The sequence below is a fragment of the Variovorax sp. HW608 genome, assembly GCF_900090195.1.
In the GTDB taxonomy this organism is placed as follows: domain Bacteria; phylum Pseudomonadota; class Gammaproteobacteria; order Burkholderiales; family Burkholderiaceae_C; genus Variovorax.
On the sequence record NZ_LT607803.1, the window covers coordinates 3,706,699 to 3,728,800 of the forward strand.

Consider the following 22,102-nt stretch of genomic DNA (forward strand, 5'->3'; position numbering starts at 1 on the left):
CCTCGTGCCTCTTCAGTTGCCGCCGCTGTCGAGCGAGAAGGCGGCGTTGCGGTCCTGCGCCAGCCTCTCGGCCATCTGGGGCAGCGCGGCCTGCAGCTGGGCCTTCAGCGTGTAGGGCGGGTTGATGAGGAACATGCCGCTCGCCGGCAGGCCGGGGCGGTGCTTGGCGCCGGACGAATCCGTGACGATCTTGCTCGACTTGACCGTCAGCGTTGCATGCAGCCACGGCTTGCCGGCCTTGGTCGCGAGCGTCTTGAGGCGGCGCGGCAAGTCATGCGCCTCGGGCCGCGGGATGATCGGATACCAGACGGCGTAGGTCCCGGTGGCGAAGCGCTTGAGCGCGCCGGTGACGAAGTCGAGCACGCGCGCGTAGTCGCTCTTGATCTCGTAGCTCGGATCGCAGAGCACCAGCGCGCGGCGCGAGGGGGGCGGCAGGAATTTGGTCGCGCTGCCGAAGCCGTCTTCCCGCAGCACCGCGATCTGCCGTCCGGCGTCGAGCTGGGCGATGTTGGCGTCGAGCGAGCGGGCATCGGTGGGGTGCAGCTCGAACAGCTTGAGCTTGTCGTGGTCGCGCAGCAGGTGATGGGTGATGAACGGCGAGCCGGGGTAGATCCGCACATGGCCCTTGGCATTGAAGTCGCGGACGACCTCCACGTAGCGCGCGAGCGCATCGGCGAGCGGGGCGTCGGCTTCAGGGCCCGCGAAGAGCCGCAGCACGCCGTCGACCGCCTCGCCGCTGGTGCCCGCGTAGTCGCCGTCGAGGCGGTACAGGCCGGCGCCGGCATGCGTGTCGACGACGGTCAGCGCCGCGTCCTTTTCGAGCAGGTGGTCGAGCGTGGCAATCAGCACCGTGTGCTTGAGCACGTCGGCGTGGTTGCCGGCGTGGAATGCGTGGCGGTAGCTGAACATATCCCTCGATGGTAACCATCCGGCGCCTTTGGGCCGGGCCGATTGCGGCCTCCCGGCTGTTTTTCGTATAATGGCAGGCTTCGCAGCGTTTTTGTGGCCCCGCGGCGAGGTATTTTCACCCACCTAAGAGATTCCCGTCAGAGGAACACCGACCGTGGAAAAGGGCCTCCCAAACCCTCTTTTGAAAGAGAAAACTCATGTCTACGTTCAGCGCCAAGCCCGCTGACGTGAAGCACGAGTGGTTTGTGATTGACGCGACCGACAAGGTCCTCGGACGAGTAGCCAGCGAAGTTGCTCTCCGTCTGCGCGGCAAACACAAGGCCATTTATACGCCTCACGTCGATACCGGCGACTTCATCGTCATCATCAACGCATCGCAACTGCGTGTCACCGGCGCCAAGCCGCTTGACAAGGTGTACTACCGCCACTCGGGCTATCCGGGCGGCATCACGGCCACCAGCTTCCGCGACATGCAAGCCAAGCACCCGGGCCGCGCCCTGGAAAAGGCCGTCAAGGGCATGCTGCCCAAGGGCCCGCTCGGTTACGCCATGATCAAGAAACTCAAGGTGTACGGTGGCGCAGAGCACCCGCATACCGCCCAACAGCCCAAAGTGCTGGAACTGTAAGGAGCCTTGAGAATGATTGGTGAATGGAACAACGGCACCGGCCGTCGCAAATCCAGCGTCGCCCGCGTGTTTCTGAAAAAGGGCACCGGCAAGATCACGGTGAACGGCAAGGACATCCAGGATTTCTTTGGCCGCGAAACCTCGATCATGATCGCCAAGCAGCCCCTGTACCTGACCAACAATGTCGAAACCTTCGACATCCTGGTCAACGTGGCGGGCGGTGGCGAATCGGGCCAGGCCGGCGCAACGCGCCACGGCATCACCCGCGCCCTGATCGACTACGACGCCTCGCTGAAGCCCGTGCTGAGCCAGGCCGGCTTCGTCACCCGCGATGCGCGTGAAGTCGAGCGTAAGAAGGTCGGTCTGCATTCCGCACGCCGCCGCAAGCAGTTCTCGAAGCGCTAAATCCGAAGCGTTTTTGGGCTTACCGCCCGAGCTGTCAAAAAAGCCGCCTTCGGGCGGCTTTTTGCTGATTGAAGTAGCATTCATTTATTCGGCCGCTCGACCGGCCCCACAGGAGTTCTCTCGATGAGTGCCGTTGCAGAAAATGTTCAGACCCAGATGCCCGACCCGATCGTCTTCACGGACAGCGCGGCGGCCAAGGTGGCCGACCTGATCGCCGAGGAAGGCAATCCCGACCTCAAGCTGCGCGTGTTCGTGCAGGGTGGCGGTTGCTCCGGTTTCCAGTACGGTTTCACCTTCGATGAAATCACCAACGAAGACGACACGACGATGACCAAGAACGGCGTGTCACTTCTGATCGACGCGATGAGCTATCAATACCTCGTCGGCGCCGAGATCGACTACAAGGAAGATCTCCAGGGCGCGCAGTTCGTGATCAAGAACCCGAACGCCACCAGCACCTGCGGCTGCGGATCGAGCTTCTCGGCTTGATGCGACCGGCCGGTTCGTGCCGTTTGACAAAGCCGCCTCCGGGCGGCTTTTTGCTGCCTGTCCCTTTTCCGAACTTCTGCGCGGCGGCGGTTCAGCCGGCGCAGCCGGAAGTCTCGGGGCAGGGCTGAGGGGCGGCGCTCGCCCCGCTCACGCAGGGTAGACGGCGCCGAGAACGCGCGGACCGCGGGCGCCGGTCACGCTCGCGAGATTGCCGGGCTCGCCGCGCAGCGCACCGCGCGCCAGCCAGGCGAAGGCGGCGGCCTCCACTTCCTGGGGCGGCAGGCCGCGTTCGCCGGACGACACGACCTCGACGGTCGGCAGCAGGGCGCGCAGCCGTGAGAGGAGGTGATCGTTGAGCGCGCCACCGCCGCACACGATCAGCAGCTGGCTGCCGGCACCATACCGCTTCAGATGCTCGGCACAGACGCAGGCCGTCAGTTCCGTCAACGTGGCCTGCACGTCCGCGGGGTCGGCTTCGGAGGTGGAGAGGTGTGCGGCCAGCCAGTCCGGGTTGAACAGGTCGCGGCCGGTGCTCTTGGGCGGGCTCTTGGCGAAATAGGCGTCGCCTAGCAGCCGCGCCAACAGTTCGGGCACCACGCGGCCGCTCGCCGCCCATTGGCCGCCGACGTCGTAGGGCTGGCCGATGTGCGTCTGGCACCAGTGGTCGATCAGTGCATTGCCCGGTCCGCAGTCGAAGCCGAGCACCGTGCCTTCACCCGCCGGAAGGATGCTGAGATTGGAAATGCCGCCGATGTTCAGCACCGCGACCGCCTGGTCGCTGCGCGCGAACAGCGCCCGGTGAAAGCCGGGAACGAGCGGCGCCCCCTGCCCGCCGGCAGCGACATCCCGGCTGCGGAAATCCGCGACGACCGGGATGCCGGTCAGCTCGGCAAGCAGGGAAGGGTTGTTGATCTGCAGCGTGTAGCCGACGTCGTCGAACTCTCCGGGCCGGTGCCGCACGGTCTGGCCGTGCGCACCGATCGCCGTCACGGCGCCGGGCGACAGGCTGGCATCGGCCATCAGTTGATGCACCACCCCCGCATAGGCGTGGGCGAGGCGGTTGCCGGCCAGGGCCGCCCGATGCAACTCGTTGTCGCCGGGGGTGTTGAGTGCCATGAGCTCGGCGCGCAGTGCGGCCGGGAACGGCGCCGCCGCGTAGCCTCGTACCGCAATGCGTCCGGCCGAGAAATCCGCGAGCACGCCATCGACGCCGTCCATCGACGTCCCCGACATCAGGCCGATGAAGAGTTCAGCCATCTTTCGGGTCGAGCCGATCCGGCGCTGCGGGGCCCGCGTCAGTCCGCGCTTGCCTGAACCACCGAGAAGGCGGCGGACAACTCGGCGCGCGTCGCGACCGCGAGCCGCTCGAAAGCGGGGCGCGACGCAACGCTGATCGGGGCGCCGCCATTCTGGGCAATCGTGGACGGATCGCGATACTCGCCGTCGACGCGGAATTCGAAGTGCAGGTGAGGGCCGGTGGCCCAGCCGGTCATGCCGACCGCACCCAGGGTCTGGCTCTGGCTCACGCTCTGGCCGACCCTGACGTCGATGCGGCTCAGGTGCGCATAGGCGGTTTCCTGGGTGCTGCTGTGCTTCAGGATCACGATGTTTCCGTAGCCGCTCTGGGTGCCGGCGAATTCGACGGTGCCGTCACCGACGGCACGAACCGGCGTTCCGGTGGGTGCCGCGAAATCGATGCCGTGATGCTGGCGCCAGCTGTTCAGGATCGGGTGCAGCCGCATCGCGAAGCCGCTGCTCACCCGGGTGAACTCGACCGGCGAGGCCAGATAGGCGTGACGCAGGCTGTCGCCGTTCGGGCGGTAGTAGCTTCCTTTTTGCCCGGGCGCCTGGAACCACAGCGCCTGATGCAGCTTGCCGCCGCTTTCGAATTCGGCGGACAGGACGCGGCCCGTGCGCAGCGTCTGGCCGTCTGCATCGAAGGTCTCGTAGACGACGGCGAAGCGGTCGCCCTTGCGCAGTGACCGGAAGTCGACGTCGCCGGAAAAAACGTCCGCCAGCTGGCTCGCGACCGCGTCGGGAATGCCGGCGTCGTCCGTTGCCGCGAACAGCGAACTGCGAACGATGCCGCTCGCAAGCCGGGTGCCCGGCGTCAGGACGTCGGTTTCGGACCGCGCCCGAAAGCCCGCGGGCGTCTTTTCGATGACGACGCGCTTGAAGTTGCCGTCGCCGTCCGGGATCCAGCGCGCGCTGAGCTTTTGCAGGGTGTTCTCCTGCGTGGCTTCGGCGGTCACGGTCCGTCCGGCGCGGCTCAGGAATGCGCTGCGCGCCTCGGGATTGCCGCGCACGAAGGCAGCCGCGGAGGGATCGGCGAGCCCCAGTCGCTGCAGGAGCGCTTCGGCCGTGTCACTCGAGCGCGTGATCTCGGTGCGGAAAAGGGTAAAGCTGTGGTTGTCGAGCGCTTGGACCTGCTCAGCGAAGGACAGCGGGGTGACCGATTCGAACACCTGCTTGACGGGGAGGTCGGCCGCATCGGGAGCGAGGGAGGCGACGGCAAAGGCGCCGCCGCCCGCGGACAGAAGCAGCACGGCAACGGCAGCCGTGATCTGCTTCGGATAGGTCCGGAATATGTGGGCCACGCGGGAAGCAATCAGCTCCTCGGCAGCAAGAATGCCGTTGATCAAAACTTCGAATTCCAGCTCAGGTTCGGCGAAACCGCGCTGCGGGGGCCGTGTCGAACGGGCGGCAGGACGGTGCGGGGAGCAGCGCCGCTTAGAATCCGGCGCTTGAGAGAAACGGGCAAAGTATAGCCGTGGCATGACTTATGCCATAGAAGCACTGCCCTAAAGCCCAATGAAATCCGGTTTTGTTACATCCGCAAGTCTGTCCGAAGGCGTAGGAAGAGCGCTCGAAATTTCACTTCGTGGGACTGACGAGCTTCTTCCCCAGGACGAGTGGATACGAAAGCTCCAGCGGTCCGAGGCGATGGGGACGCCGCTGCGAATCAAGCTCGGCCTCGACCCCACGGCCCCGGACATCCACATCGGCCATACCGTGGTGCTCAACAAGATGCGCCAGCTCCAGGATCTCGGGCACACCGTGATCTTCCTGATCGGCGATTTCACGACCACCATCGGCGATCCCTCGGGCCGCAACTCGACCCGGCCGCCGCTGACCCGCGAGCAGATCGAGGCCAACGCCCAGACCTACTACCGGCAGGCCAGCCTGGTGCTCGATCCGGCCAGGACCGAGATCCGCTACAACTCCGAGTGGAGCGATCCGCTCGGCGCGCGCGGCATGATCCAGCTCGCGGCGAAGTACACCGTGGCCCGCATGATGGAGCGCGAGGATTTCAGCAAGCGCTTCAAGGCCGGCCAGTCGATCTCGGTGCACGAGTTCCTCTACCCGCTGATGCAGGGCTACGACTCGGTCGCGCTGCGGTCGGACCTCGAACTGGGCGGCACCGACCAGAAGTTCAACCTGCTGATGGGCAGGCACCTCCAGCAGGAGTACGGTCAGGAGCCGCAGTGCATACTCACTATGCCGCTCCTCGAGGGACTCGACGGCGTTGAGAAGATGTCGAAGAGCAAGAACAACTACATCGGCATCAGCGAAGACCCGAACACCATGTTCGCCAAGGTCCTGTCGATCTCGGACACCCTGATGTGGCGCTGGTACACGCTGCTGAGCTTCAAGTCGATCGCCGAGATCGAGGCGCTCAAGGCCGAGGTCGAGGCCGGCCGCAATCCCAAGGACGCCAAGGTGGGGCTCGCCAAGGAGATCACCGCGCGCTTCCACAGCGCGGCGCTCGCGGATGCCGCCGAGCAGGATTTCATCAACCGGAGCAAGGGCGGTGTGCCTGACGAGATTCCGGAAGTGAGCCTGTCAGGCGCCCCGCTGGGCATCGCCCAGCTGCTCAAGCAGGCGGGCCTCGCGCCGTCGGCGTCCGAGGGCAACCGGCTCATCGACGGCGGCGGCGTGCGCGTCGACTCCAGCGTGGTCAGCGACAAGGGCATGAAGCTGTCCGCCGGAAGCTACGTGGTGCAGGTCGGCAAGCGCAAGTTCGCGCGCGTCCATCTGAGCTGAGCGACCGGACACCAGGGGGCGTCCTTCCAGCACCGGGTCAGCGGACTTCGATGTTGACGTCCTCCCCGCCCTGAAGGACGGGGATTCCTGCTGCGCGGGCGTTGGCCTGAGGTGAGCTCATGCCAACGCCTTTGCTTCGGTGGGTTCCTGCTTCGCAGGAGCTGCGCGAGGCGGCCTTGCGGCCGCTTTGCGACTGACGTCTCCTCCACAGGCATGGCTGCGCGCGCCTTGCCGCTCGCTGAGCCAGGTCGCGCGCCCCGCGGCCAGAATGTTCTTCGCGGCGTGCACGTCCGCGTTTTCCGTGTGGCCACAGGCCGCACAGCTGAAGACGGCCTGCGTCTTCCGGTTCTCCGCGCGCTCATGGCCGCAACAGCGGCACGTCCGGCTTGTGTACGCGGGGTTGACTAGGATGACCCGGCCGCCTCGCCACTGCACCTTGTACGCGAGCTGCCGCGCGAACTCGCCCCACGCGGCATCGAGGATGCCGCGGTTGAGGCCCGCCTTCGCGCGAACGTTCTTCCCTGGCGCCTCGACCGTGCCGCGCGCCGAGGCGCTCATGCTGGCGATGCGAAGGTCCTCCAGAGCGATCACCGCGTGCCGATCGGCCAACTCGGTCGTGAGCTTGTGCAGCCAGTCGCTGCGCTGTCGGGCGATCCTGCGATACAGGTTACCCAGCCGCACCACCGCCTTGCGGCGGTTGGTCGAGCCCTTCTTCTTGCGCGCCACGGCGCGCTGATAGCGCGCGAGTCGCCGCTGCTGGCGCTCCAGCGCCTTCAGGGGCTCGACCGACGTCTCGTCACTCAGCGCCGCGAACTTGGCGAGCCCCAGGTCGATGCCGAGAGTCGGCGCGACATCGAGCGCCGGCGCAACCTCCTTCGACTCGACCTGCAGCGAGACGAACCAGCGCTCACCCTCGCGGGTGACGCTGACGTTGCGCACCACCCCATCGAGCGGCTGGCTCATGCGCAGGCGCACCCAACCGAGCTTGGGGAGCTTGAGGCGGCCATTAGCCGCGTCCAAGACGAACTGCTTTGGATCGGGAAAGCGGATGCCTGGCTCTTCGCCGTAGCGCTTGAACCTCGGCGGCCCTGCGCGCCCGCCGCCAGCCTTCACGGTCGCGAAGAATCGCTTGTACGCCTCGTCCAGCCGCCGCAGCACCTGCTGCTGCGGGTGGACCGGCCCGTCGGCCAGCCAGCCGGTCTTCGGGTCGTTGCGCCAGTCCGTGAGCCAGGTGCACATCTGCGCATAGCCGGCGTACTTCTCGCCTCGCGCGTGCCGCGCGCGCTGCTCGGCAAGCGCCCGGCACCACACCCAGCGCCCCATGCCGGCGAACCGGCGCAGCTGCGCCTCGACCTTCGGTCGAGTACGCATCTGGAAGCGGTATGCCTTGATGTCCTGCATGATCAATTCAGCATACGCAGGCGACTCGGGTTTGCGCTAGGGCAGGGTTGCGCAAATTTCTGTCGTCGCCGCCCAGCCCGCCCAGCCCGTCCAGCCCGTCCAGCCCGTCCAGCCCATCGTCGGACGGCGCCGTCCGCGCTTTCCTTCCCCGCCCTGGAGGACGGGGCTTGTCGCGCACCTGGGTCACGCGGCGGTTCCGGGGCTCCGCGACCTCGTCGCCCGTCTGGATGGCGGGCTCGCGCGCACCTCGGCCGACCGCCTCGACGCGATCGGGCTGGAGCCTCTGTCCACGAAGATCTGTCGCACCAGTGCCGCGCGCACGCGCGAGAGTTCGTCGTTGTGCGCGACCGTCCCGACGGTGTCGGTATGGCCGGTCACGACGATCTCGCCGCCGCTGCGCGCCCGTGCAGCGGCAAAGGCTTCGTTGAGCGCCCACTGCAATGCCGGCGTCAGCGCGGTTTCGGACCTGGGGCTTGCCAAGTTCGCGGCGCTGAGCGACGAGACGTCGGTCGAGCCGCTGCAGGCGCTGTCGCGCCAGCAGCGCCGCCTCGCGCGCTATCAGCGCGCGGTGGCGCGCAAGAAGAAGGGCTCGGCCAATCGCCGCAAGGCGGTGGCGCGTCTCGGCAACCTGCACCGTAAGATCGCCCGCCAGCGCAGCGACTGGCTGCACAAGCTCACGACCGACCTGGCAGACAGGCACGCCGTCATTGCGCTGGAAGACCTTCGCATCGTCAACATGACCGCTTCGGCGCGCGGCACGGCCCAGGCGCGGGGGCGAAACGTTCGAGCGAAGGCCGGCCTCAATCGCGGCATCCTCGATGCCGCGTGGGGCGAGTTCGCGCGGCAACTCGTGTACAAGGTGCAGTGGCGAGGCGGCCGGGTCATCCTGGTCAATCCCGCATACACGAGCCGCACGTGCCGCTGTTGCGGGCACGAGAGTGCAGAAAATCGGAAAAGTCAGGCGAATTTCGCCTGCGTGGCCTGTGGCCACACGGAAAACGCGGATGTGCACGCCGCGAAGAACGTTCTAGCCGCGGGGCGCGCGGCTTGGCTGAGTGAGCGGCAAGGCGCGCTCGGCGATGCCTGTGGAGGAGATGTCAGTCGCGAAGCGGCCGAAAGGCCGTCTCGCGCTGCTCCGGCGAAGCAGGAACCCACCGAAGCAAAGGCGTTGGCAGGAGCTCACCTCAGGCCAACGCCCGCGCAGTAGGAATCCCCATCCTTCAGGGCGGGGTGGACGTCAAGATGACGGCGGACGGCTTGCCGTCCGGCTCCGGCAGCAGCACCACGCGCGCCCCAGGAGTCGAGCACGCCGTGATGGCTAGCGTCGCCGCGAGGCCGCGCGAGCAGAAATGCGAGATAGCGGTGTCAAGGTTGCGGGTCGGCTTGAACGATGAAATCGGTGCCGCGAATACTGATGACCGCGGTGGGCGTCTCGACGCGAACCGCATCGGGATGCGTCTTGCCGATCAGGCCGGTGATCATCCGCGCAGAGCCCTGCAGCAGGGCGATCAGCATGCCGCCGTCCTGCGTGGTCGGGCCGGTCACGATGCGGTCGATGGGCGCGACGACGTCGCCGGATTGGGCGGTCCGCATCGATCCGTCCGTCGCGAGCAGGCGCACGTCCCCGCGCACGGACTTGAGGACGCCCGCCTGCACGCCGGCTTGCGCGCTGGGGGAATTGGGCGCGGTCTGTACCAGTGTGCTCGCGCTGGCACAGACGAGAACAAGGCCGCATAGGGCCCGTGCGATGCTTCGTTGGATCACAAGAGAATCTGCTGTGGCTTCCGGTGTGTAGTAAATAGTACGTGAATCGTGCCGAAAGCCCTCGGAGGTGCGGTGCGTCTCGCGATAATTCAGCGGCTTTTTGAGACTTTGCTCAGCCCTTGTACTCTCTCCTCCGCTTCTCCAGGCTCTCCACATTGAGCCCGCGGGCGCTGCTGCGCGTCTCGATCGCGGTCGCCCTCATCACCATCGTGCTGAAGGGGTGGGCGGGGTACATCACGAACTCGATGGGCCTGATCTCGGACGCGATGGAGTCCTTCGTGAACCTCGCGAGCGCGACCTTCGCCCTGGTCATGGTCACGATCGCCATGCGTCCGGCGGACGAGGACCACCCCTATGGGCATCACAAGGCCGAATACTTCTCGTCGGGATTCGAAGGCGTCCTGATCGTCGCCGCCGCAGTCGCGATCATCTGGGCGGCGGTCGCGCGTCTCTTGTCGCCCCAGCCGCTCGAACAGCTCGGATGGGGGCTGGCGCTCTCGGTCCTGAGCTCGGTCTTCAACGGCCTGCTCGCCTTCGTGCTGTTTCGGGCGGCCGAGGTGCACCGTTCCATCGCGCTGGAGGCCGATGCGCGCCATCTGCTCAGCGACGTCTGGACGTCGGTCGGGGTGCTGGTCGGCGTCGCCGCGGTTGCACTGACGGGCTGGCTCTGGCTCGATCCCGTGCTGGGCATCGGCGTGGCGCTGAACATCCTGCGCGAAGGCGTGAAGCTGGTCTGGCGGTCATCGCAAGGGCTGATGGACGAGGCGCTGGATGCGAAGACCCAGTCCGTTCTGCGCGCCACCCTCGAGCGGTTCGCCGCCGGCGTCCCGGAAGGCGCACAGCTGCGCTTCGACGACATGGTCACCCGGCGCGCCGGACAGCGGCGCTTTGCCGATCTGCACATGCACGTGCCGGGCGCGTGGTCGCTGGAGCGCGCAGCCGGTCTGCGCGATGCGCTCGAGCAGGACCTGATGGACGCCGTGCCTGGTCTGCGCGTCACCATCCAGCTCCTGCCGCTCGGGATGGAGGCGCGCGCCACCCAAAAGGAACACTCGCCATGAAAGCACTCCTGCAGCGCGTCAGCAGTGCGCGCGTCGACATCGACGGCCGCATCGCCGGTGCCATCGATTCGGGCCTGCTCGTCCTCTTGTGCGCGGAGCGCGGCGACACCGATGCGCAGGCCGACCGCATGCTCGCCAAGATCCTGAAGCTGCGCATCTTCTCGGACGACGCTGGCAAGATGAACCTGAGCCTCGAGGACGTGGCCGGCGGCTTGCTGGTCGTGAGCCAGTTCACGCTCGCGGCCGATGCGAGCGCAGGCAATCGGCCGAGCTTCACGCAGGCGGCCGCGCCCGATGAAGGCCGGCGGCTTTACGAGCATTTCGTTTCGAAGGCCCGGGCGGCGCATCCGGTGGTCGCGACCGGCGAATTCGGCGCCGACATGAAGGTGCATCTGGTCAACGATGGCCCGGTGACCATTCTGCTGCAGATGGCGCCATGAGCCCCCGCCCGGCCGTTCCGAAGGGGGCTCGCACCGCACTGCGGAGCACGGAGGTTACCCAATGAGCGCGGCAGCAGCGCGCTTCAGTAGTTGGCCATCGGGTGGACCCGACCCCGGCGCATGAAGCGGGGGACGTGGACGACGGATGGCGCGTGGTTGTAGGATGAATTTGGGCGCTGCTGACGAGGTCGGCTTCCCCTTGGTGCGACAAGCCCGTTCAGTAGTTGGACCCGCAGTCCTGCGAGCACCCCGGAATGTGGCAGAGGGCGGCAACGCCCCGAAGCACGCTTAGTAGAGTCCGATGACGAGGACTGCCTGCGGTGCCCATCAACCGCCAGGAGGTTCTCATGCAAGTGCTTTACACGCGCTGTGCGGGCCTGGACGTGCACAAGGACACCATCGTGGCCTGCGTGCGATGCGTCTCGCCGCCCATGCATCAGGAGGTGCGCAGCTTCGGCACCACGACGGCCCAGTTGCTCGAACTGGCCGATTGGCTGGCCGAGCACGACTGCACCCATGTGGCCATGGAAGCCACCGGCGTGTACTGGAAGCCGGTGTGGCACGTGCTGGAAGCGGAGTTCGAGTTGGTGCTGGCCAACGCTGCGCATATCCGCAACGTGCCGGGTCGCAAGACCGACGTGAACGACGCGATGTGGATTGCCGATCTCTTGGCGCACGGCCTCATCCGCTCCAGCTTCGTGCCGCCGCAGGCGATCCAGCAGTTGCGCGACCTCACGCGCACCCGCAAGCAACTCGTGCGGGAGGTCTCCCAGCACTCGCTGCGTATCCAGAAGGTGCTGGAGGACGCCAACCTCAAGTTGGGCAGCGTCCTGTCGGATGTACTGGGCAAGAGCGGCCGTGCGATGCTCGATGCCATCGTGGCCGGCCAGAGTGATCCGGCGCACCTGGCCGCGCTGGCGCAGGGCACGGCGCGCAGCAAGAGCGCCGAATTGCGCGAGGCGCTGCGCGGGCGCATCACCGAGCACCACCGCACGATGCTCAGGCTGCACCTGCAGGTGATCGACGCTTTGCAGCGCACGCTGGCCGAACTGGATGCGGCCGTGGGAAAAGCGCTGGCGCCGATCCGGCAGCGCGCCCGCCTGCTCGCGACGATGCCGGGGGTCAGTGACCTGACGGCCAGCGTCGTGGTGGCGGAGATCGGCGTGGACATGTCGCGCTTCCCCAGTGCCGGCCATCTGATCTCGTGGGCCGGATTGTGTCCGCGCAGCGACGAGAGCGCCGGCAAGCGCCGCTCCACCCGCGTGCGCAAGAGCGGCACCTGGATCAAGACGGCACTGGTCACCGCCGCCTGGGCCGCGGTGCGCGTGAAGACCAGCTACCTGCGTGCGCAGTTCCTGCGTATCAAGGCACGTCGCGGAGCCAAGAAGGCCATCCTCGCCGTGGCCGCCTCGATGCTCACCGCCGCGTACCACATGCTTCGCGACGGCACCGAATACAACGACCTGGGCAGCGACCACTTCGATCGCCAGGATCGATCCAAGACCATCCGTCGCCTCATGAAACGACTTCAGGATCTCGGCTGCGATGTTCCTGTCTTGGTTCATACGGGATAACGCTTCTTAGAGCTTATCCGTAAATTATGTTGACGTCGGCAGGTACCTTGCGGAAGGCGATGATGGCGGCGGCGAGATGGTTGAGCGCGACAAAGCTGCGCTCGAGTTTCTCGTAGCGCACGAGCAGTTTTCGGAAGCGGTTGAACCAGCTATGGCAGACCTCGACAACCCAGCGGCGGGCTTTCTTGTTCGGATCGCGCCGCTTGATGTCGGCTTCGGTACGTCGACCAACGACGTGAGGGATGTAGCCGTGGCCCTCGATGGTGCGACGGTGTTCGGCTCCACGGTAGCCCGCGTCGGCGCACAGATGTTTGCTTCGCCGATGTGGCGGATCCTGGCGCGTGACGACGATGGTGCTGAGCACATCGTCAAGGCGCTTGCAGTCATGGACGTTGGCCCCGGTCACGACGAGCGACAACGGGACGCCACGGCCGTCCACCAACAGGTGGCGCTTGCTGCCCTTTTTTCCCCCGATCCGTCGGATTGCGGCCGACGGCTTGCTGAGCCAGCGGCGCCTTCATCATCGCGCCGTCGACACTCTGCCAGCGCTAGGCAATGCCCTGCATCTGGTCGTACTCGGCCAAGCCCGCCTTCCACAGAGCTTCGAAGAATCCCGCGGCTTCCCACTCAAGGAATCGCTTGTGGATGGCGCTCGCGCTGCCGAAGCGCTCCTTGGGCAGCGCCTTCCACTGGCAGCCCGTGCGCAGCACGTAGACGATTGCCTCGAACACCAGTCGAGCCGGCTTTGGCGGTCGACCGGCCCCGGGCTTGCGCACGTAGACCTTGTCTGCCGCCGAGCGCGCAGGAATCAGCGGCTCCACCCGCTGCCAGAACTCATCGGTCACCACCCACGACTCAACACGTTTCGCCAAGATCTCGATCCAGCGCCGCGCCCAATGCGGCTCGGATCGACAGTTTACCTAATTACGGATAAGGTCTTAGTAGGGGTTCTTGATGCCGAGCCGCGCCAGGATCTCGATCTCGCGCGCCTCCATCGCCTCGGCGTCTGCGTCGCTGGTCTCGTGGTCCCAGCCCTGCGCGTGAAGCGTGCCGTGCACCAGCAGGTGCGCGTAGTGCGCGGCGAGCGTCTTGCGCTGTTCCTTCGCCTCCCTGGCGACGACCGGCGCGCACAGCACGAGGTCGGCCATCACGACCGGCGCCTCTGCATAGTCGAAAGTCAGCACGTTGGTCGCATAGTCCTTGCCCCGGAACTCGCGATTCAGCCGCTGGCCTTCGTCGGCGTCGACGATGCGCACCGTGATCTCGGCGTCGGCATCGAGCGCATGGCGGATCCAGCGCGCGACGCTGTGCCGCGGCAGCGCGCCGCGATGACGCTCCACGCCCTTGAAGCGGCCGAACTGAAGCGAAAGGGAGAGTGCCGGCAACGCCATCTCAGGCGACCCTCTTCCTGGCGCTGTCGTAGGCGTCGACGATCCGCGCCACCAGCGGATGGCGCACCACGTCCGCGCTCGTGAAGTGCGTGATCGCGATGCCGTTGACGCGCTTGAGGATGCGCTCGGCGTCGATCAGCCCGCTGAGCTGCCCCTTCGGCAGGTCGATCTGGCTGACGTCGCCGGTGACCACCGCCTTGGCGCCGAAGCCGATGCGCGTGAGGAACATCTTCATCTGCTCCGGCGTGGTGTTCTGGGCCTCGTCGAGGATCACGAAGGCGTTGTTCAGCGTGCGGCCGCGCATGAAGGCCAGCGGCGCGATCTCGAGCGCATTGCGCTCGAAGGCCTTCTGCACGCGGTCGAAGCCCATCAGGTCGTAGAGCGCGTCGTACAGCGGCCGAAGATAGGGATCGACCTTCTGCGTCAGGTCGCCCGGCAGAAAGCCGAGCCGCTCGCCGGCCTCGACCGCGGGGCGCGTGAGCACGATGCGCTGGACCGCGCTGCGTTCGAGCGCATCCACCGCGCTCGCGACGGCAAGGTAGGTCTTGCCGGTGCCGGCGGGGCCGATGCCGAGCGTGATGTCGTGGCCCGCGATGTTCTGCAGGTAGACGCTCTGGTTCGGCGTGCGTGCGCGCAGATCGGCGCGCCGGGTGGCGAGGACGATGGCGCCGTCCTCCGCCTCGGTCATCGAGCCGTCGCCGGCCAGCGTGAGCTGCACCACTGCCGCATCGATCGGCCGCTGCGCGATCTCGTAGAGCGCCTGCAGCACGTCCATCGCGCGCTCGGCGTTCGCCTTGGCGCCTTCGACCTTGAACTGCTCGTGCCGGTGCGCGATCTTGACGTTGAGCGCTTCCTCGATGCGCCGCAGGTTCGCGTCGAGCGGACCGCAAAGATGCCCCAGGCGTGTGTTGTTGGGCGGGGCGAAGGTGTGTCGCAGAATCACGCGAGTTTCATTTCCAAAAGCGAGAAGGGCACCCATGATAGGCAAACTCACCGGCATCCTGGCCGAACGCAATCCTCCGCAGATCGTGGTGGACTGCCATGGCGTCGGCTACGAGGTGGATGTGCCCATGAGCACCTTCTACAACCTGCCGGCCGCGGGCGAGCGGGTGTCGCTGCTCACGCATTTCGTGGTGCGCGAGGACGCGCAGATCCTCTATGGCTTCGGCACCGCCGCCGAGCGCGCGGCCTTCCGGCAGTTGATCAAGATCTCCGGCGTCGGGCCGCGCACCGCGCTGGGCGTGCTCAGCGGCATGAGCGTGAGCGAGTTGTCGCAGGCGATCACGCTGCAGGAGGCGGGCCGCCTGGTCAGGATCCCCGGCATCGGCAAGAAGACGGCCGAGCGGTTGCTGCTGGAGCTCAAGGGCAAGCTCGGCGCCGAGATCGCGCTGCCCGCGCATGCGGCCACCGACAACCAGGCCGACATCCTGCAGGCGCTGGTCGCGCTCGGCTACAGCGACAAGGAAGCCGCTGCCGCGCTCAAGGCCCTGCCCAAGGATGTGGCGGTGGGCGAGGGGATCAAGCTGGCGCTGCGGGCCCTGGCCAAGTAGCGGCCGGCGTTCAACGCCAGTCCTGCACCGCGAGCGCCAGCGCGAACATCACGGTCTGCACGGCCACCGCGATGCCGTGCCGCTGCATCAGCTGGCGGGCCAGAAGGACCCGGTCGGCCAGCGGGCGCGAGGCATCGGCGGCGCGCCGCAGTCCCAGTCGTTCGAGGGTGCCGTCCAGGCTGGCCAGCGAGCCGACGGCGCCTTGCGCGAGCGCCTCGTACGTGCCCGCGTCGAGCCGCAGGCGCAGCGCCAGGTAGCGTTCGAGCAAGCCGACCAGCGCCACCACCGCGTAGGCGCCCCACGAGACCGATGGGAGCGATCGGCCTGTCAGCGAGAGCACCAGCCCGGCGATGCACGAAAGCGCCAGCCCCCAGGCCGCCAGCATCCCGCTGGCGCGCAGCAGGCCGGCCGTGGCAGCGCACAGCGCGCGATCGTTGTCATTCATGCTGGTGATCGACAAGGTTCTCGCCCCTTCCCGGTGGCGCATTCTGCCGTATGGCGCGTCGCCGCGGCCGCCCGACTAAACTGCTCGCTCAGCCCGCAAGCCCATGACCATCCAGACCGACGATTTCGCCCCGGCGCCGCAACGCGTGGTGTCCGCCGCGCCCGCCTCGCCCAATGAAGAAGCGATCGAACGCGCGCTGCGTCCCAAGCTGCTCGACGAATACGTCGGCCAGGCGAAGGTGCGCGAACAGCTCGAAATCTTTATCGGTGCGGCACGCCACCGGAAGGAAGCGCTGGACCATGTGCTGCTCTTCGGTCCGCCGGGGCTCGGCAAGACCACGCTGTCGCACATCATCGCGGCCGAGCTCGGCGTCAACCTGCGGCAGACCTCCGGCCCGGTGCTCGAAAAACCCAAGGACCTCGCGGCGCTGCTCACCAATCTCGAGCGCAACGACGTGCTCTTCATCGACGAGATCCATCGCCTCTCGCCGGTGGTCGAGGAAATCCTCTACCCCGCGCTGGAGGACTACCAGATCGACATCATGATCGGCGAAGGCCCCGCGGCGCGCAGCATCAAGCTCGACCTGCAGCCTTTCACGCTCGTCGGCGCGACCACCCGCGCCGGCATGCTGACCAATCCGCTGCGCGATCGCTTCGGCATCGTCGCGCGGCTCGAGTTCTATACGGCGGAGGAACTGGCGCGCATCGTCCATCGCAGCGCGGGCCTGCTCGGGGTGCCGGCGGACGAGGCCGGCGGCCTGGAGATCGCGCGCCGTTCGCGTGGCACGCCGCGCATCGCGAATCGCCTGCTGCGCCGGGTGCGCGACTATGCGCAGGTCAAGAGCGACGGCCGCATCACGGCCGACGTCGCGCACAAGGCGCTGGCGATGCTCGACGTCGATCCGCAGGGCTTCGACCTGATGGACCGCAAGCTGCTCGAAGCCGTCATCCACCGCTTCGACGGCGGCCCGGTCGGGCTCGACAACATCGCCGCGAGCATCGGCGAGGAGGCCGGCACGATCGAGGACGTGATCGAGCCCTATCTGATCCAGCAGGGCTACCTGCAGCGCACGCCGCGCGGGCGCATCGCGACCCTCGCCGCGTACCGGCATCTCGGCGTCGCCGCGCCTCAGCGCGAGGGCGACATGTTCGGAAGCTGATCGGCCGCCGCTTCGCCGGCCGGCCGCACATGGGCCGCGATCAGCCACTGCGCCGCGTAGTAGGTCGCCAGCACCCACAGCGACGCCACCGGCAGCGTCAGGACGAAGCGGTTGGTCGCCAGCAGCGAATCGCTCAGCATGAAGAAAGAGGCGCCGACCGCGACCTTGAGCGATGCCCGATCGCCCGCGACCGCGGCGCGCCCGATGGCCTGCGCCGCCATGCAGGCGATCACCACCACGTAGAGACCGACCGGAATGCGCAGGCCGCCCGGCAGCCCGCCCCACCACAGGAAGGCATACATGACCGCGCCGATGCCGAGCGTCGCGGCGAGGGCATTCGGCCGCGGAAACAGCCCGACGCCTTGCGCGAACAGCCCGATGTAGGCCAGGTGGGCGAGCAGGAAGCACACGAGCCCCGGCACGAAGAACTGCGGCCACATCAGCAGCACGTCGCCGGCCAGCGAGGCGACGAGGCCGGCGATCAGCAGCCGCGCGAAGCGTCCCGGCACCTCGGGCGCGCGATGGCGCGTCAGCGCAAAGCCGATGAGCACCGCGAGCGCGAGCGGCTTGAACACCCCATGAAGCTGCCCGATGCCCAGCGCGCCGCTGGCCGTCGCCAGCGCCGCCGCGTCGATGAAGAGGACTTCCGCCACCGTCAGCCGACCCTGCAGCGCCGCGCCGGTCGCCCACAGCCCCGCGGTCAGCGCCGCGAGCCACACCAGCGAAGTGGCCAAAGGCAGCGTGTCCGAGAACCACAGGAAGGCGATGGCGCCCGCCAGCAGCAGGGCGAACTGCGCGGCGGCGAAAGCCCGTACGCTGCCGGACGCCTGCGGCTCGTAGCGCTGCACCTGACGGATGTCGAAGGCCGGCTTGGGGTCGATCGCCGCCACATCCGCCGGCCGCCAGCCGGGCGGCTTGATCCACACGCGCAGCTTGTCGCTCCAGCGGCGGGTGCGCCAGCTGTCGCGCGCGAGGGCCCAGTACACCTCGGCATTGGCCCAGATCGGGTCCCAGCTGCGCAGCGGGCTGCGCGTGCCGTAGACGCAGGGCTCGTCTTCTTCCTTGAAAGTGCCGAAGAGCCGGTCCCACACGATGAGGACCCCGCCGTAGTTGCGATCGATGTAGCGGTCGTTGACCGCGTGGTGCACGCGGTGGTTCGACGGCGAACAGAACCAGCGGTCGAACCAGCCGAGCCGGCCGACCTGCTCGGTGTGCACCCAGAACTGGTAGAGCAGGTCGACGAGCGCGACCACGCCGAAGACCAGCGGCGGCACGCCCGCGATCGCCATCGGCAGGTAGAAGATCCAGCCGAGCAGCGCACCGCTCGAGGTCTGCCGCAGCGCGGTCGACAGGTTGTAGTGCTGGCTCTGGTGATGCACCACGTGCGCGGCCCACAGCACCGCACTCTCGTGACCGAAGCGGTGCAGCCAGTAGTAGCAGAGGTCGTAGAAGACCAGCGCCAGCAGCCAGCCGTGCCACTGCGTCCAGAAATGTTCGTTCGGGAACAGGGCGAACGCCGACCAGCAGGCGGTGTAGAGGCCGATGCGCAGCAGCCCGGTGAGGACTGCGCTGATCTGGCTCAGGATGCCGAGGCCGAGGCTGTTGATCGTGTCGGGCAGGCGGTAGGTGTCATGGCCGGTCCCGAGCTTCGCGCGCCGGCGGCCGACGAGGAATTCGATCCCGATCAGCAGGAAGAAGACAGGCGTTGCGAGGACGATGATCTGGCCGGGGCGCATGAGGTCGATTGTCCCGGCCCGCGCTCTTGTCGCCGTCACTGCAGCGTCATGGTTTGCCCCAGGGCGGCGCCCCGGCGGCGGTGTCGTCGGCGCGTCATCGTGCTGCCATGACCCCGTCATGCGCGGCTGCGAACGTGCTGGGCCATGCAAAGAGATGACGCTTTTCTTCGCGCATGGAGCGAAAGGGTGCCGCAGATCCCGGAGGCGGAGGAGGCCGATTTCACGCGGCCGGTGCAGCGCTTTCGCGCCCTGTGGATCTCGGACCTGCACCTGGGCACGCCCGGCTGCCAGGCGCGGATGCTGCTCGACTTCCTCAAGCACACCGAGTGCGAGACGCTGTTCCTGGTCGGCGACATCATCGACGGCTGGCAGCTCAAGCGCCATTGGTACTGGCCGCAGGCGCACAACGACGTGATCCAGAAGCTGCTTCGCAAGGCGCGCAAGGGCTCGCGGGTGATCTTCATCCCGGGCAACCACGACGAGTTCGCGCGCAAGTACCTCAACCACAACTTCGGCGGCATCGACGTCGCCGATGAGTGGATCCACGAGACCGCCGACGGCCGCAAGCTCTGGATCATGCACGGCGACCTGTTCGACGGCGTGATCCAGTGCGCCAAGTGGCTGGCGCATGTCGGCGACTCGCTCTACGAATTCACCCTCAAGCTCAACCGCCACCTCAATTCGATGCGGGCGCGGATGGGCTTGCCGTACTGGTCGCTGTCCAAGTACCTCAAGCTGAAGGTCAAGCGCGCCGTCAGCTATGTCGGCGATTTCGAGAACGCGGTGGCCCGCGAAGCACGCCGGCGCGGCGTGCACGGCGTGGTGTGCGGCCACATCCATCACGCCGAACTGCGCGACATCGACGGCATCCTGTACGCCAACGATGGCGACTGGGTCGAGAGCCTGACCGCGCTCGCCGAGCATGCGGACGGAAGGCTGGAGATCCTGCACTGGGCCGATCACATGCCGGTGGCGACGCAGGCCGGGCGTGCGTCCTCGCGGCGGGAGCCGGTGCACGCATGAGCCGCCCGGCCGTTCCGAATGCGAATCCCGAAGCGCTGCTGCGCGAGGGTAGTCCAGTGAGTCGCCGGGCCGCCCCAAGACGAATACCGCAGCGCTGCTGCGCGGAGGTTGGGCAATGAGGGCTGGGCGTACCGTCGACCTCGTCTACTTCAACGCCGGCGGCGGCCACCGCGCCTCCGCGCTGGCGCTCGAATCGGCGATCCAGCGCGCCGGTCTGCCGTGGACGGTGCGGCTGGTCAACCTGCGCGAAGTGCTCGACCCCAAGGACGGCTTCCGCCGCCTGACCGGCATGGACCCGGAGGATGTCTACAACAAGCGCTTGGCGCGCGGATGGACGCTCGGCCTCGCACAGGAACTCAAGCTGCTGCAGGGAATGATCCGCTGGTGCCACGCCACGCTGGTGCGGCAGTTGCAGCAGCACTGGCTGGCCACCGAGCCGGACATGGTCGTGTCCCTGATCCCGAACTTCAACCGCGCGCTCTGCGAGGCGCTGTCGTCGACCTTGCCGGGCGTGCCCTATGTGACGGTCCTGACCGACCTCGCCGACCATCCGCCGAATTTCTGGATCGAGGAAGGCCTGGACCAGGACCTGGTCTGCGGCTCGGCCAAGGCGGTGGCGCAGGCGCTCGCCGCCGGCCATGCACCGCAGCGGGTCCACGCCAGCTCCGGAATGATCATCCGCGCGTCCTTCTACGACGAGCGTTCGGTCGACCGCAAGGCGGAGCGCGCGCGCCTGGGGCTCGACCCGGATCGGCCGACCGGCATCGTGCTCTTCGGCGGTCAGGGCTCGAAGGCGATGCTCGGCATCGCGCGCAGCCTGCCCGATACGCAGCTCATCCTGGCCTGCGGCCACAACGCGAAGCTCGCCGACGCCCTGCGCGAGCTGCCTGCGCGCGCGCCGCGGCTGGTGCTGGGCTTCACGCCCGACGTCCCCCGCTACATGGCGCTGGCCGATTTCTTCATCGGCAAGCCCGGTCCCGGCAGCCTGAGCGAGGCGGTCCACATGGGCCTGCCGGTGATCGTGGTCCGCAACCGCTGGACGCTGCCTCAGGAGCGCTACAACACCCAGTGGATCCGGGAGCACGGCCTGGGCCTGGTGTGCCGCAGCTTTGCCCGGGTGGACGAGGCGGCCGCCGAGCTCATCCGGCATCTGGATCGCTACCAGGCGGCGACGCGCAAGGTGCAGAACCGGGCGGTGTTCGAACTGCCCGTCATGCTCGAAGGGATCCTGTCGCGCGCCGAGCGGCCGGTGTCGGGCTCGACCGTGGCTCCGATCGATTCGTAGGCTATAGAGTCGATCTTTGCGACGGCCGCCGCCGCGGCGTGCCGCGCCAGCCTCGGCGCCGGAACTTGCCCGCGGGCGCGTCGATCCGATGGCCATGCGCCCAACCAACCCACCTCCCCGTTTCCGCTTGCAGCGCCGCGCAGTGGCGGCCGCACTGATCGGCATGCCGGCCCTGTGGCTCGGCGCGCGGGCCCAGACACCGCCGACGCGGCGGATGCTGACGCCGGCACAGACCGAAGGCCCGTTCTACCCCGTCGAGATCCCGAAGGACTCGGACTACGACCTGCTGCGCAACGGGGACCGCCCGCCTTACGCGACCGGGCACCCGGCCTGGGTCGAAGGCACCGTGACCGACATCGCAGGACGGCCGGTCGCTGGCGCGCAGGTCGAGATCTGGCAGTGCGACGAAGCGGGGCACTATCACCATCCGGGCGACGGCAATCGGGCGGATGCGGCGTTCCAGGGTTTCGGCCGCGTGACGGTCGGGGCCGACGGCCGCTACCGCTTCCATACGATCCGGCCTGTTCCGTACAGCGGCCGCACGGCGCACATCCACGTGAAAGTGAAGCTCGACCGGCGCGAGCTCCTCACGACGCAGCTCTACGTGGCGGGCGATCCCGGCAACGCGCGCGACGGGATATGGCGCAGCCTCGACGAGAGCGCCCGTGCCGCGGTGACTGTGCCGTTCACACCCGGGCCGGACGGCCTCCAGGCGCGTTTCCCGATCATCGTCGAGGCCTGAACACCCGGGTCGGCATTCGGCCGGTATTCGGCCGGCAATTTCGCCAAAAGGAAAAGCC

At 67.5% G+C, this 22,102-nt stretch carries 23 protein-coding genes and 1 pseudogene; 13 read left to right on the top strand and 11 right to left on the bottom strand.

Features of this window, described 5'->3' with window-relative positions; all coding sequences use genetic code 11:
• Window positions 1-12 precede the first annotated feature (12 nt).
• On the bottom strand, window positions 13-909 hold the full coding sequence (locus VAR608DRAFT_RS17445) for a 23S rRNA (adenine(2030)-N(6))-methyltransferase RlmJ (protein ID WP_088955201.1): 897 nt from the start codon (window positions 907-909) through the stop codon (window positions 13-15).
• Window positions 910-1,106: 197 nt separating this feature from the next.
• Here VAR608DRAFT_RS17445 and rplM point away from each other — a divergent pair, with 197 nt between their 5' ends.
• The 3 genes from rplM (at window position 1,107) to erpA (ending at window position 2,429) form a co-directional block, all read left to right on the top strand.
• Window positions 1,107-1,535, top strand: a complete 429-nt coding sequence (rplM, locus tag VAR608DRAFT_RS17450) for a 50S ribosomal protein L13 (protein WP_088955202.1) — start codon at window positions 1,107-1,109, stop codon at window positions 1,533-1,535.
• Between the two features lie 12 nt (window positions 1,536-1,547).
• Window positions 1,548-1,940, top strand: coding sequence for a 30S ribosomal protein S9 (gene rpsI, locus VAR608DRAFT_RS17455; protein ID WP_088955203.1), 393 nt, complete (start codon window positions 1,548-1,550; stop codon window positions 1,938-1,940).
• A 123-nt stretch (window positions 1,941-2,063) separates the two neighbouring features.
• Complete coding sequence (erpA, locus tag VAR608DRAFT_RS17460; protein WP_088955204.1) at window positions 2,064-2,429, top strand: iron-sulfur cluster insertion protein ErpA; 366 nt, start codon at window positions 2,064-2,066, stop codon at window positions 2,427-2,429.
• A 147-nt stretch (window positions 2,430-2,576) separates the two neighbouring features.
• Here erpA and VAR608DRAFT_RS17465 read toward each other — a convergent pair whose 3' ends face one another.
• Together VAR608DRAFT_RS17465 and VAR608DRAFT_RS17470 are read right to left on the bottom strand one after the other, a co-directional pair.
• Entirely contained in the window at window positions 2,577-3,686 is a 1,110-nt protein-coding gene (locus VAR608DRAFT_RS17465) for an anhydro-N-acetylmuramic acid kinase (protein WP_088955205.1), read from the bottom strand.
• Window positions 3,687-3,724: 38 nt separating this feature from the next.
• Window positions 3,725-5,071 (bottom strand): M23 family metallopeptidase, encoded by a 1,347-nt coding sequence (locus VAR608DRAFT_RS17470; protein ID WP_088955206.1) that lies wholly within the window; start codon window positions 5,069-5,071, stop codon window positions 3,725-3,727.
• A 169-nt stretch (window positions 5,072-5,240) separates the two neighbouring features.
• Here VAR608DRAFT_RS17470 and tyrS point away from each other — a divergent pair, with 169 nt between their 5' ends.
• Window positions 5,241-6,473: a tyrosine--tRNA ligase gene (gene tyrS, locus VAR608DRAFT_RS17475; RefSeq protein ID WP_088955207.1), complete on the top strand. Its 1,233-nt coding sequence runs from the start codon at window positions 5,241-5,243 to the stop codon at window positions 6,471-6,473.
• A 117-nt stretch (window positions 6,474-6,590) separates the two neighbouring features.
• Here the strand turns inward: tyrS and VAR608DRAFT_RS17480 are convergent, their stop codons facing one another.
• Both VAR608DRAFT_RS17480 and VAR608DRAFT_RS38035 read right to left on the bottom strand, forming a co-directional pair.
• Window positions 6,591-7,874 (bottom strand): RNA-guided endonuclease InsQ/TnpB family protein, encoded by a 1,284-nt coding sequence (locus VAR608DRAFT_RS17480; RefSeq protein ID WP_088955208.1) that lies wholly within the window; start codon window positions 7,872-7,874, stop codon window positions 6,591-6,593.
• A gap of 183 nt (window positions 7,875-8,057) precedes the next feature.
• The gene (locus tag VAR608DRAFT_RS38035) at window positions 8,058-8,315 is read right to left on the bottom strand and encodes an OmpA family protein (RefSeq protein WP_231973540.1); all 258 of its coding nucleotides are present in this window, start codon (window positions 8,313-8,315) and stop codon (window positions 8,058-8,060) included.
• On the opposite strand from VAR608DRAFT_RS38035, the gene VAR608DRAFT_RS17490 reads away from it, so the two are divergent.
• Complete coding sequence (locus VAR608DRAFT_RS17490; RefSeq protein WP_231973541.1) at window positions 8,212-9,081, top strand: RNA-guided endonuclease InsQ/TnpB family protein; 870 nt, start codon at window positions 8,212-8,214, stop codon at window positions 9,079-9,081. The genes VAR608DRAFT_RS38035 and VAR608DRAFT_RS17490 overlap by 104 nt on opposite strands.
• 158 nt (window positions 9,082-9,239) lie before the next feature.
• Here VAR608DRAFT_RS17490 and VAR608DRAFT_RS17495 read toward each other — a convergent pair whose 3' ends face one another.
• Window positions 9,240-9,638, bottom strand: coding sequence for a FecR domain-containing protein (locus VAR608DRAFT_RS17495; protein ID WP_157731041.1), 399 nt, complete (start codon window positions 9,636-9,638; stop codon window positions 9,240-9,242).
• A gap of 119 nt (window positions 9,639-9,757) precedes the next feature.
• Here VAR608DRAFT_RS17495 and VAR608DRAFT_RS17500 point away from each other — a divergent pair, with 119 nt between their 5' ends.
• From VAR608DRAFT_RS17500 to VAR608DRAFT_RS17510, 3 genes are all read left to right on the top strand, one after another.
• The gene (locus VAR608DRAFT_RS17500; RefSeq protein WP_088955210.1) at window positions 9,758-10,699 is read left to right on the top strand and encodes a cation diffusion facilitator family transporter; all 942 of its coding nucleotides are present in this window, start codon (window positions 9,758-9,760) and stop codon (window positions 10,697-10,699) included.
• A complete protein-coding gene (dtd, locus tag VAR608DRAFT_RS17505) occupies window positions 10,696-11,139 on the top strand; it encodes a D-aminoacyl-tRNA deacylase (protein WP_088955211.1) in 444 nt (147 codons plus the stop codon). Before VAR608DRAFT_RS17500 ends, dtd begins: the two co-directional genes overlap by 4 nt.
• Before the next feature lie 347 nt (window positions 11,140-11,486).
• Window positions 11,487-12,713 (top strand): IS110 family transposase, encoded by a 1,227-nt coding sequence (locus VAR608DRAFT_RS17510; protein ID WP_088955212.1) that lies wholly within the window; start codon window positions 11,487-11,489, stop codon window positions 12,711-12,713.
• Between the two features lie 13 nt (window positions 12,714-12,726).
• Here VAR608DRAFT_RS17510 and VAR608DRAFT_RS17515 read toward each other — a convergent pair.
• The 3 genes and pseudogenes from VAR608DRAFT_RS17515 to VAR608DRAFT_RS17525 form a co-directional block, all read right to left on the bottom strand.
• Window positions 12,727-13,585: pseudogene (locus VAR608DRAFT_RS17515) on the bottom strand (IS5 family transposase).
• Between the two features lie 66 nt (window positions 13,586-13,651).
• Entirely contained in the window at window positions 13,652-14,104 is a 453-nt protein-coding gene (gene ybeY, locus VAR608DRAFT_RS17520) for an rRNA maturation RNase YbeY (protein WP_088955213.1), read from the bottom strand.
• Window position 14,105: 1 nt separating this feature from the next.
• The gene (locus VAR608DRAFT_RS17525) at window positions 14,106-15,047 is read right to left on the bottom strand and encodes a PhoH family protein (RefSeq protein ID WP_088955214.1); all 942 of its coding nucleotides are present in this window, start codon (window positions 15,045-15,047) and stop codon (window positions 14,106-14,108) included.
• Window positions 15,048-15,081: 34 nt separating this feature from the next.
• On the opposite strand from VAR608DRAFT_RS17525, the gene ruvA reads away from it, so the two are divergent.
• Window positions 15,082-15,654 (top strand): Holliday junction branch migration protein RuvA, encoded by a 573-nt coding sequence (gene ruvA / locus VAR608DRAFT_RS17530; RefSeq protein ID WP_088955215.1) that lies wholly within the window; start codon window positions 15,082-15,084, stop codon window positions 15,652-15,654.
• 10 nt (window positions 15,655-15,664) lie between these two features.
• On the opposite strand, the gene VAR608DRAFT_RS17535 is transcribed toward ruvA, so the two are convergent.
• Window positions 15,665-16,099: a hypothetical protein gene (locus VAR608DRAFT_RS17535; RefSeq protein WP_088958833.1), complete on the bottom strand. Its 435-nt coding sequence runs from the start codon at window positions 16,097-16,099 to the stop codon at window positions 15,665-15,667.
• Between the two features lie 103 nt (window positions 16,100-16,202).
• On the opposite strand from VAR608DRAFT_RS17535, the gene ruvB reads away from it, so the two are divergent.
• Window positions 16,203-17,258: a Holliday junction branch migration DNA helicase RuvB gene (ruvB, locus tag VAR608DRAFT_RS17540; RefSeq protein ID WP_088955216.1), complete on the top strand. Its 1,056-nt coding sequence runs from the start codon at window positions 16,203-16,205 to the stop codon at window positions 17,256-17,258.
• Here ruvB and VAR608DRAFT_RS17545 read toward each other — a convergent pair.
• Entirely contained in the window at window positions 17,228-18,994 is a 1,767-nt protein-coding gene (locus tag VAR608DRAFT_RS17545) for a lysoplasmalogenase family protein (protein ID WP_088955217.1), read from the bottom strand. The genes ruvB and VAR608DRAFT_RS17545 overlap by 31 nt on opposite strands.
• 144 nt (window positions 18,995-19,138) lie before the next feature.
• Between VAR608DRAFT_RS17545 and VAR608DRAFT_RS17550 the strand changes: the two genes are divergently transcribed.
• The 3 genes from VAR608DRAFT_RS17550 to VAR608DRAFT_RS17560 all read left to right on the top strand — a co-directional run bounded on the left by VAR608DRAFT_RS17550 (window position 19,139) and on the right by VAR608DRAFT_RS17560 (window position 22,044).
• A complete protein-coding gene (locus VAR608DRAFT_RS17550; RefSeq protein WP_088955218.1) occupies window positions 19,139-20,017 on the top strand; it encodes a UDP-2,3-diacylglucosamine diphosphatase in 879 nt (292 codons plus the stop codon).
• A gap of 115 nt (window positions 20,018-20,132) precedes the next feature.
• Window positions 20,133-21,302 (top strand): glycosyltransferase, encoded by a 1,170-nt coding sequence (locus VAR608DRAFT_RS17555; protein ID WP_088955219.1) that lies wholly within the window; start codon window positions 20,133-20,135, stop codon window positions 21,300-21,302.
• A gap of 94 nt (window positions 21,303-21,396) precedes the next feature.
• Window positions 21,397-22,044, top strand: coding sequence for a dioxygenase family protein (locus VAR608DRAFT_RS17560; protein WP_443082941.1), 648 nt, complete (start codon window positions 21,397-21,399; stop codon window positions 22,042-22,044).
• The last annotated feature ends 58 nt before the right edge of the window (window positions 22,045-22,102 follow it).

Coding starts and splice junctions, on each gene's coding strand:
- VAR608DRAFT_RS17445 (WP_088955201.1), bottom strand. CDS start 909: ATGTTCAGCTACCGCCACGCATTCCACGCCGGCAACCACGCCGACGTG.
- rplM (WP_088955202.1), top strand. CDS start 1,107: ATGTCTACGTTCAGCGCCAAGCCCGCTGACGTGAAGCACGAGTGGTTT.
- rpsI (WP_088955203.1), top strand. CDS start 1,548: ATGATTGGTGAATGGAACAACGGCACCGGCCGTCGCAAATCCAGCGTC.
- erpA (WP_088955204.1), top strand. CDS start 2,064: ATGAGTGCCGTTGCAGAAAATGTTCAGACCCAGATGCCCGACCCGATC.
- VAR608DRAFT_RS17465 (WP_088955205.1), bottom strand. CDS start 3,686: ATGGCTGAACTCTTCATCGGCCTGATGTCGGGGACGTCGATGGACGGC.
- tyrS (WP_088955207.1), top strand. CDS start 5,241: ATGAAATCCGGTTTTGTTACATCCGCAAGTCTGTCCGAAGGCGTAGGA.
- VAR608DRAFT_RS17480 (WP_088955208.1), bottom strand. CDS start 7,874: ATGCAGGACATCAAGGCATACCGCTTCCAGATGCGTACTCGACCGAAG.
- dtd (WP_088955211.1), top strand. CDS start 10,696: ATGAAAGCACTCCTGCAGCGCGTCAGCAGTGCGCGCGTCGACATCGAC.
- VAR608DRAFT_RS17510 (WP_088955212.1), top strand. CDS start 11,487: ATGCAAGTGCTTTACACGCGCTGTGCGGGCCTGGACGTGCACAAGGAC.
- ybeY (WP_088955213.1), bottom strand. CDS start 14,104: ATGGCGTTGCCGGCACTCTCCCTTTCGCTTCAGTTCGGCCGCTTCAAG.
- ruvA (WP_088955215.1), top strand. CDS start 15,082: ATGATAGGCAAACTCACCGGCATCCTGGCCGAACGCAATCCTCCGCAG.
- VAR608DRAFT_RS17535 (WP_088958833.1), bottom strand. CDS start 16,099: ATGAATGACAACGATCGCGCGCTGTGCGCTGCCACGGCCGGCCTGCTG.
- ruvB (WP_088955216.1), top strand. CDS start 16,203: ATGACCATCCAGACCGACGATTTCGCCCCGGCGCCGCAACGCGTGGTG.
- VAR608DRAFT_RS17545 (WP_088955217.1), bottom strand. CDS start 18,994: ATGCGCCCCGGCCAGATCATCGTCCTCGCAACGCCTGTCTTCTTCCTG.
- VAR608DRAFT_RS17550 (WP_088955218.1), top strand. CDS start 19,139: ATGCAAAGAGATGACGCTTTTCTTCGCGCATGGAGCGAAAGGGTGCCG.
- VAR608DRAFT_RS17555 (WP_088955219.1), top strand. CDS start 20,133: ATGAGGGCTGGGCGTACCGTCGACCTCGTCTACTTCAACGCCGGCGGC.
- VAR608DRAFT_RS17560 (WP_443082941.1), top strand. CDS start 21,397: ATGCGCCCAACCAACCCACCTCCCCGTTTCCGCTTGCAGCGCCGCGCA.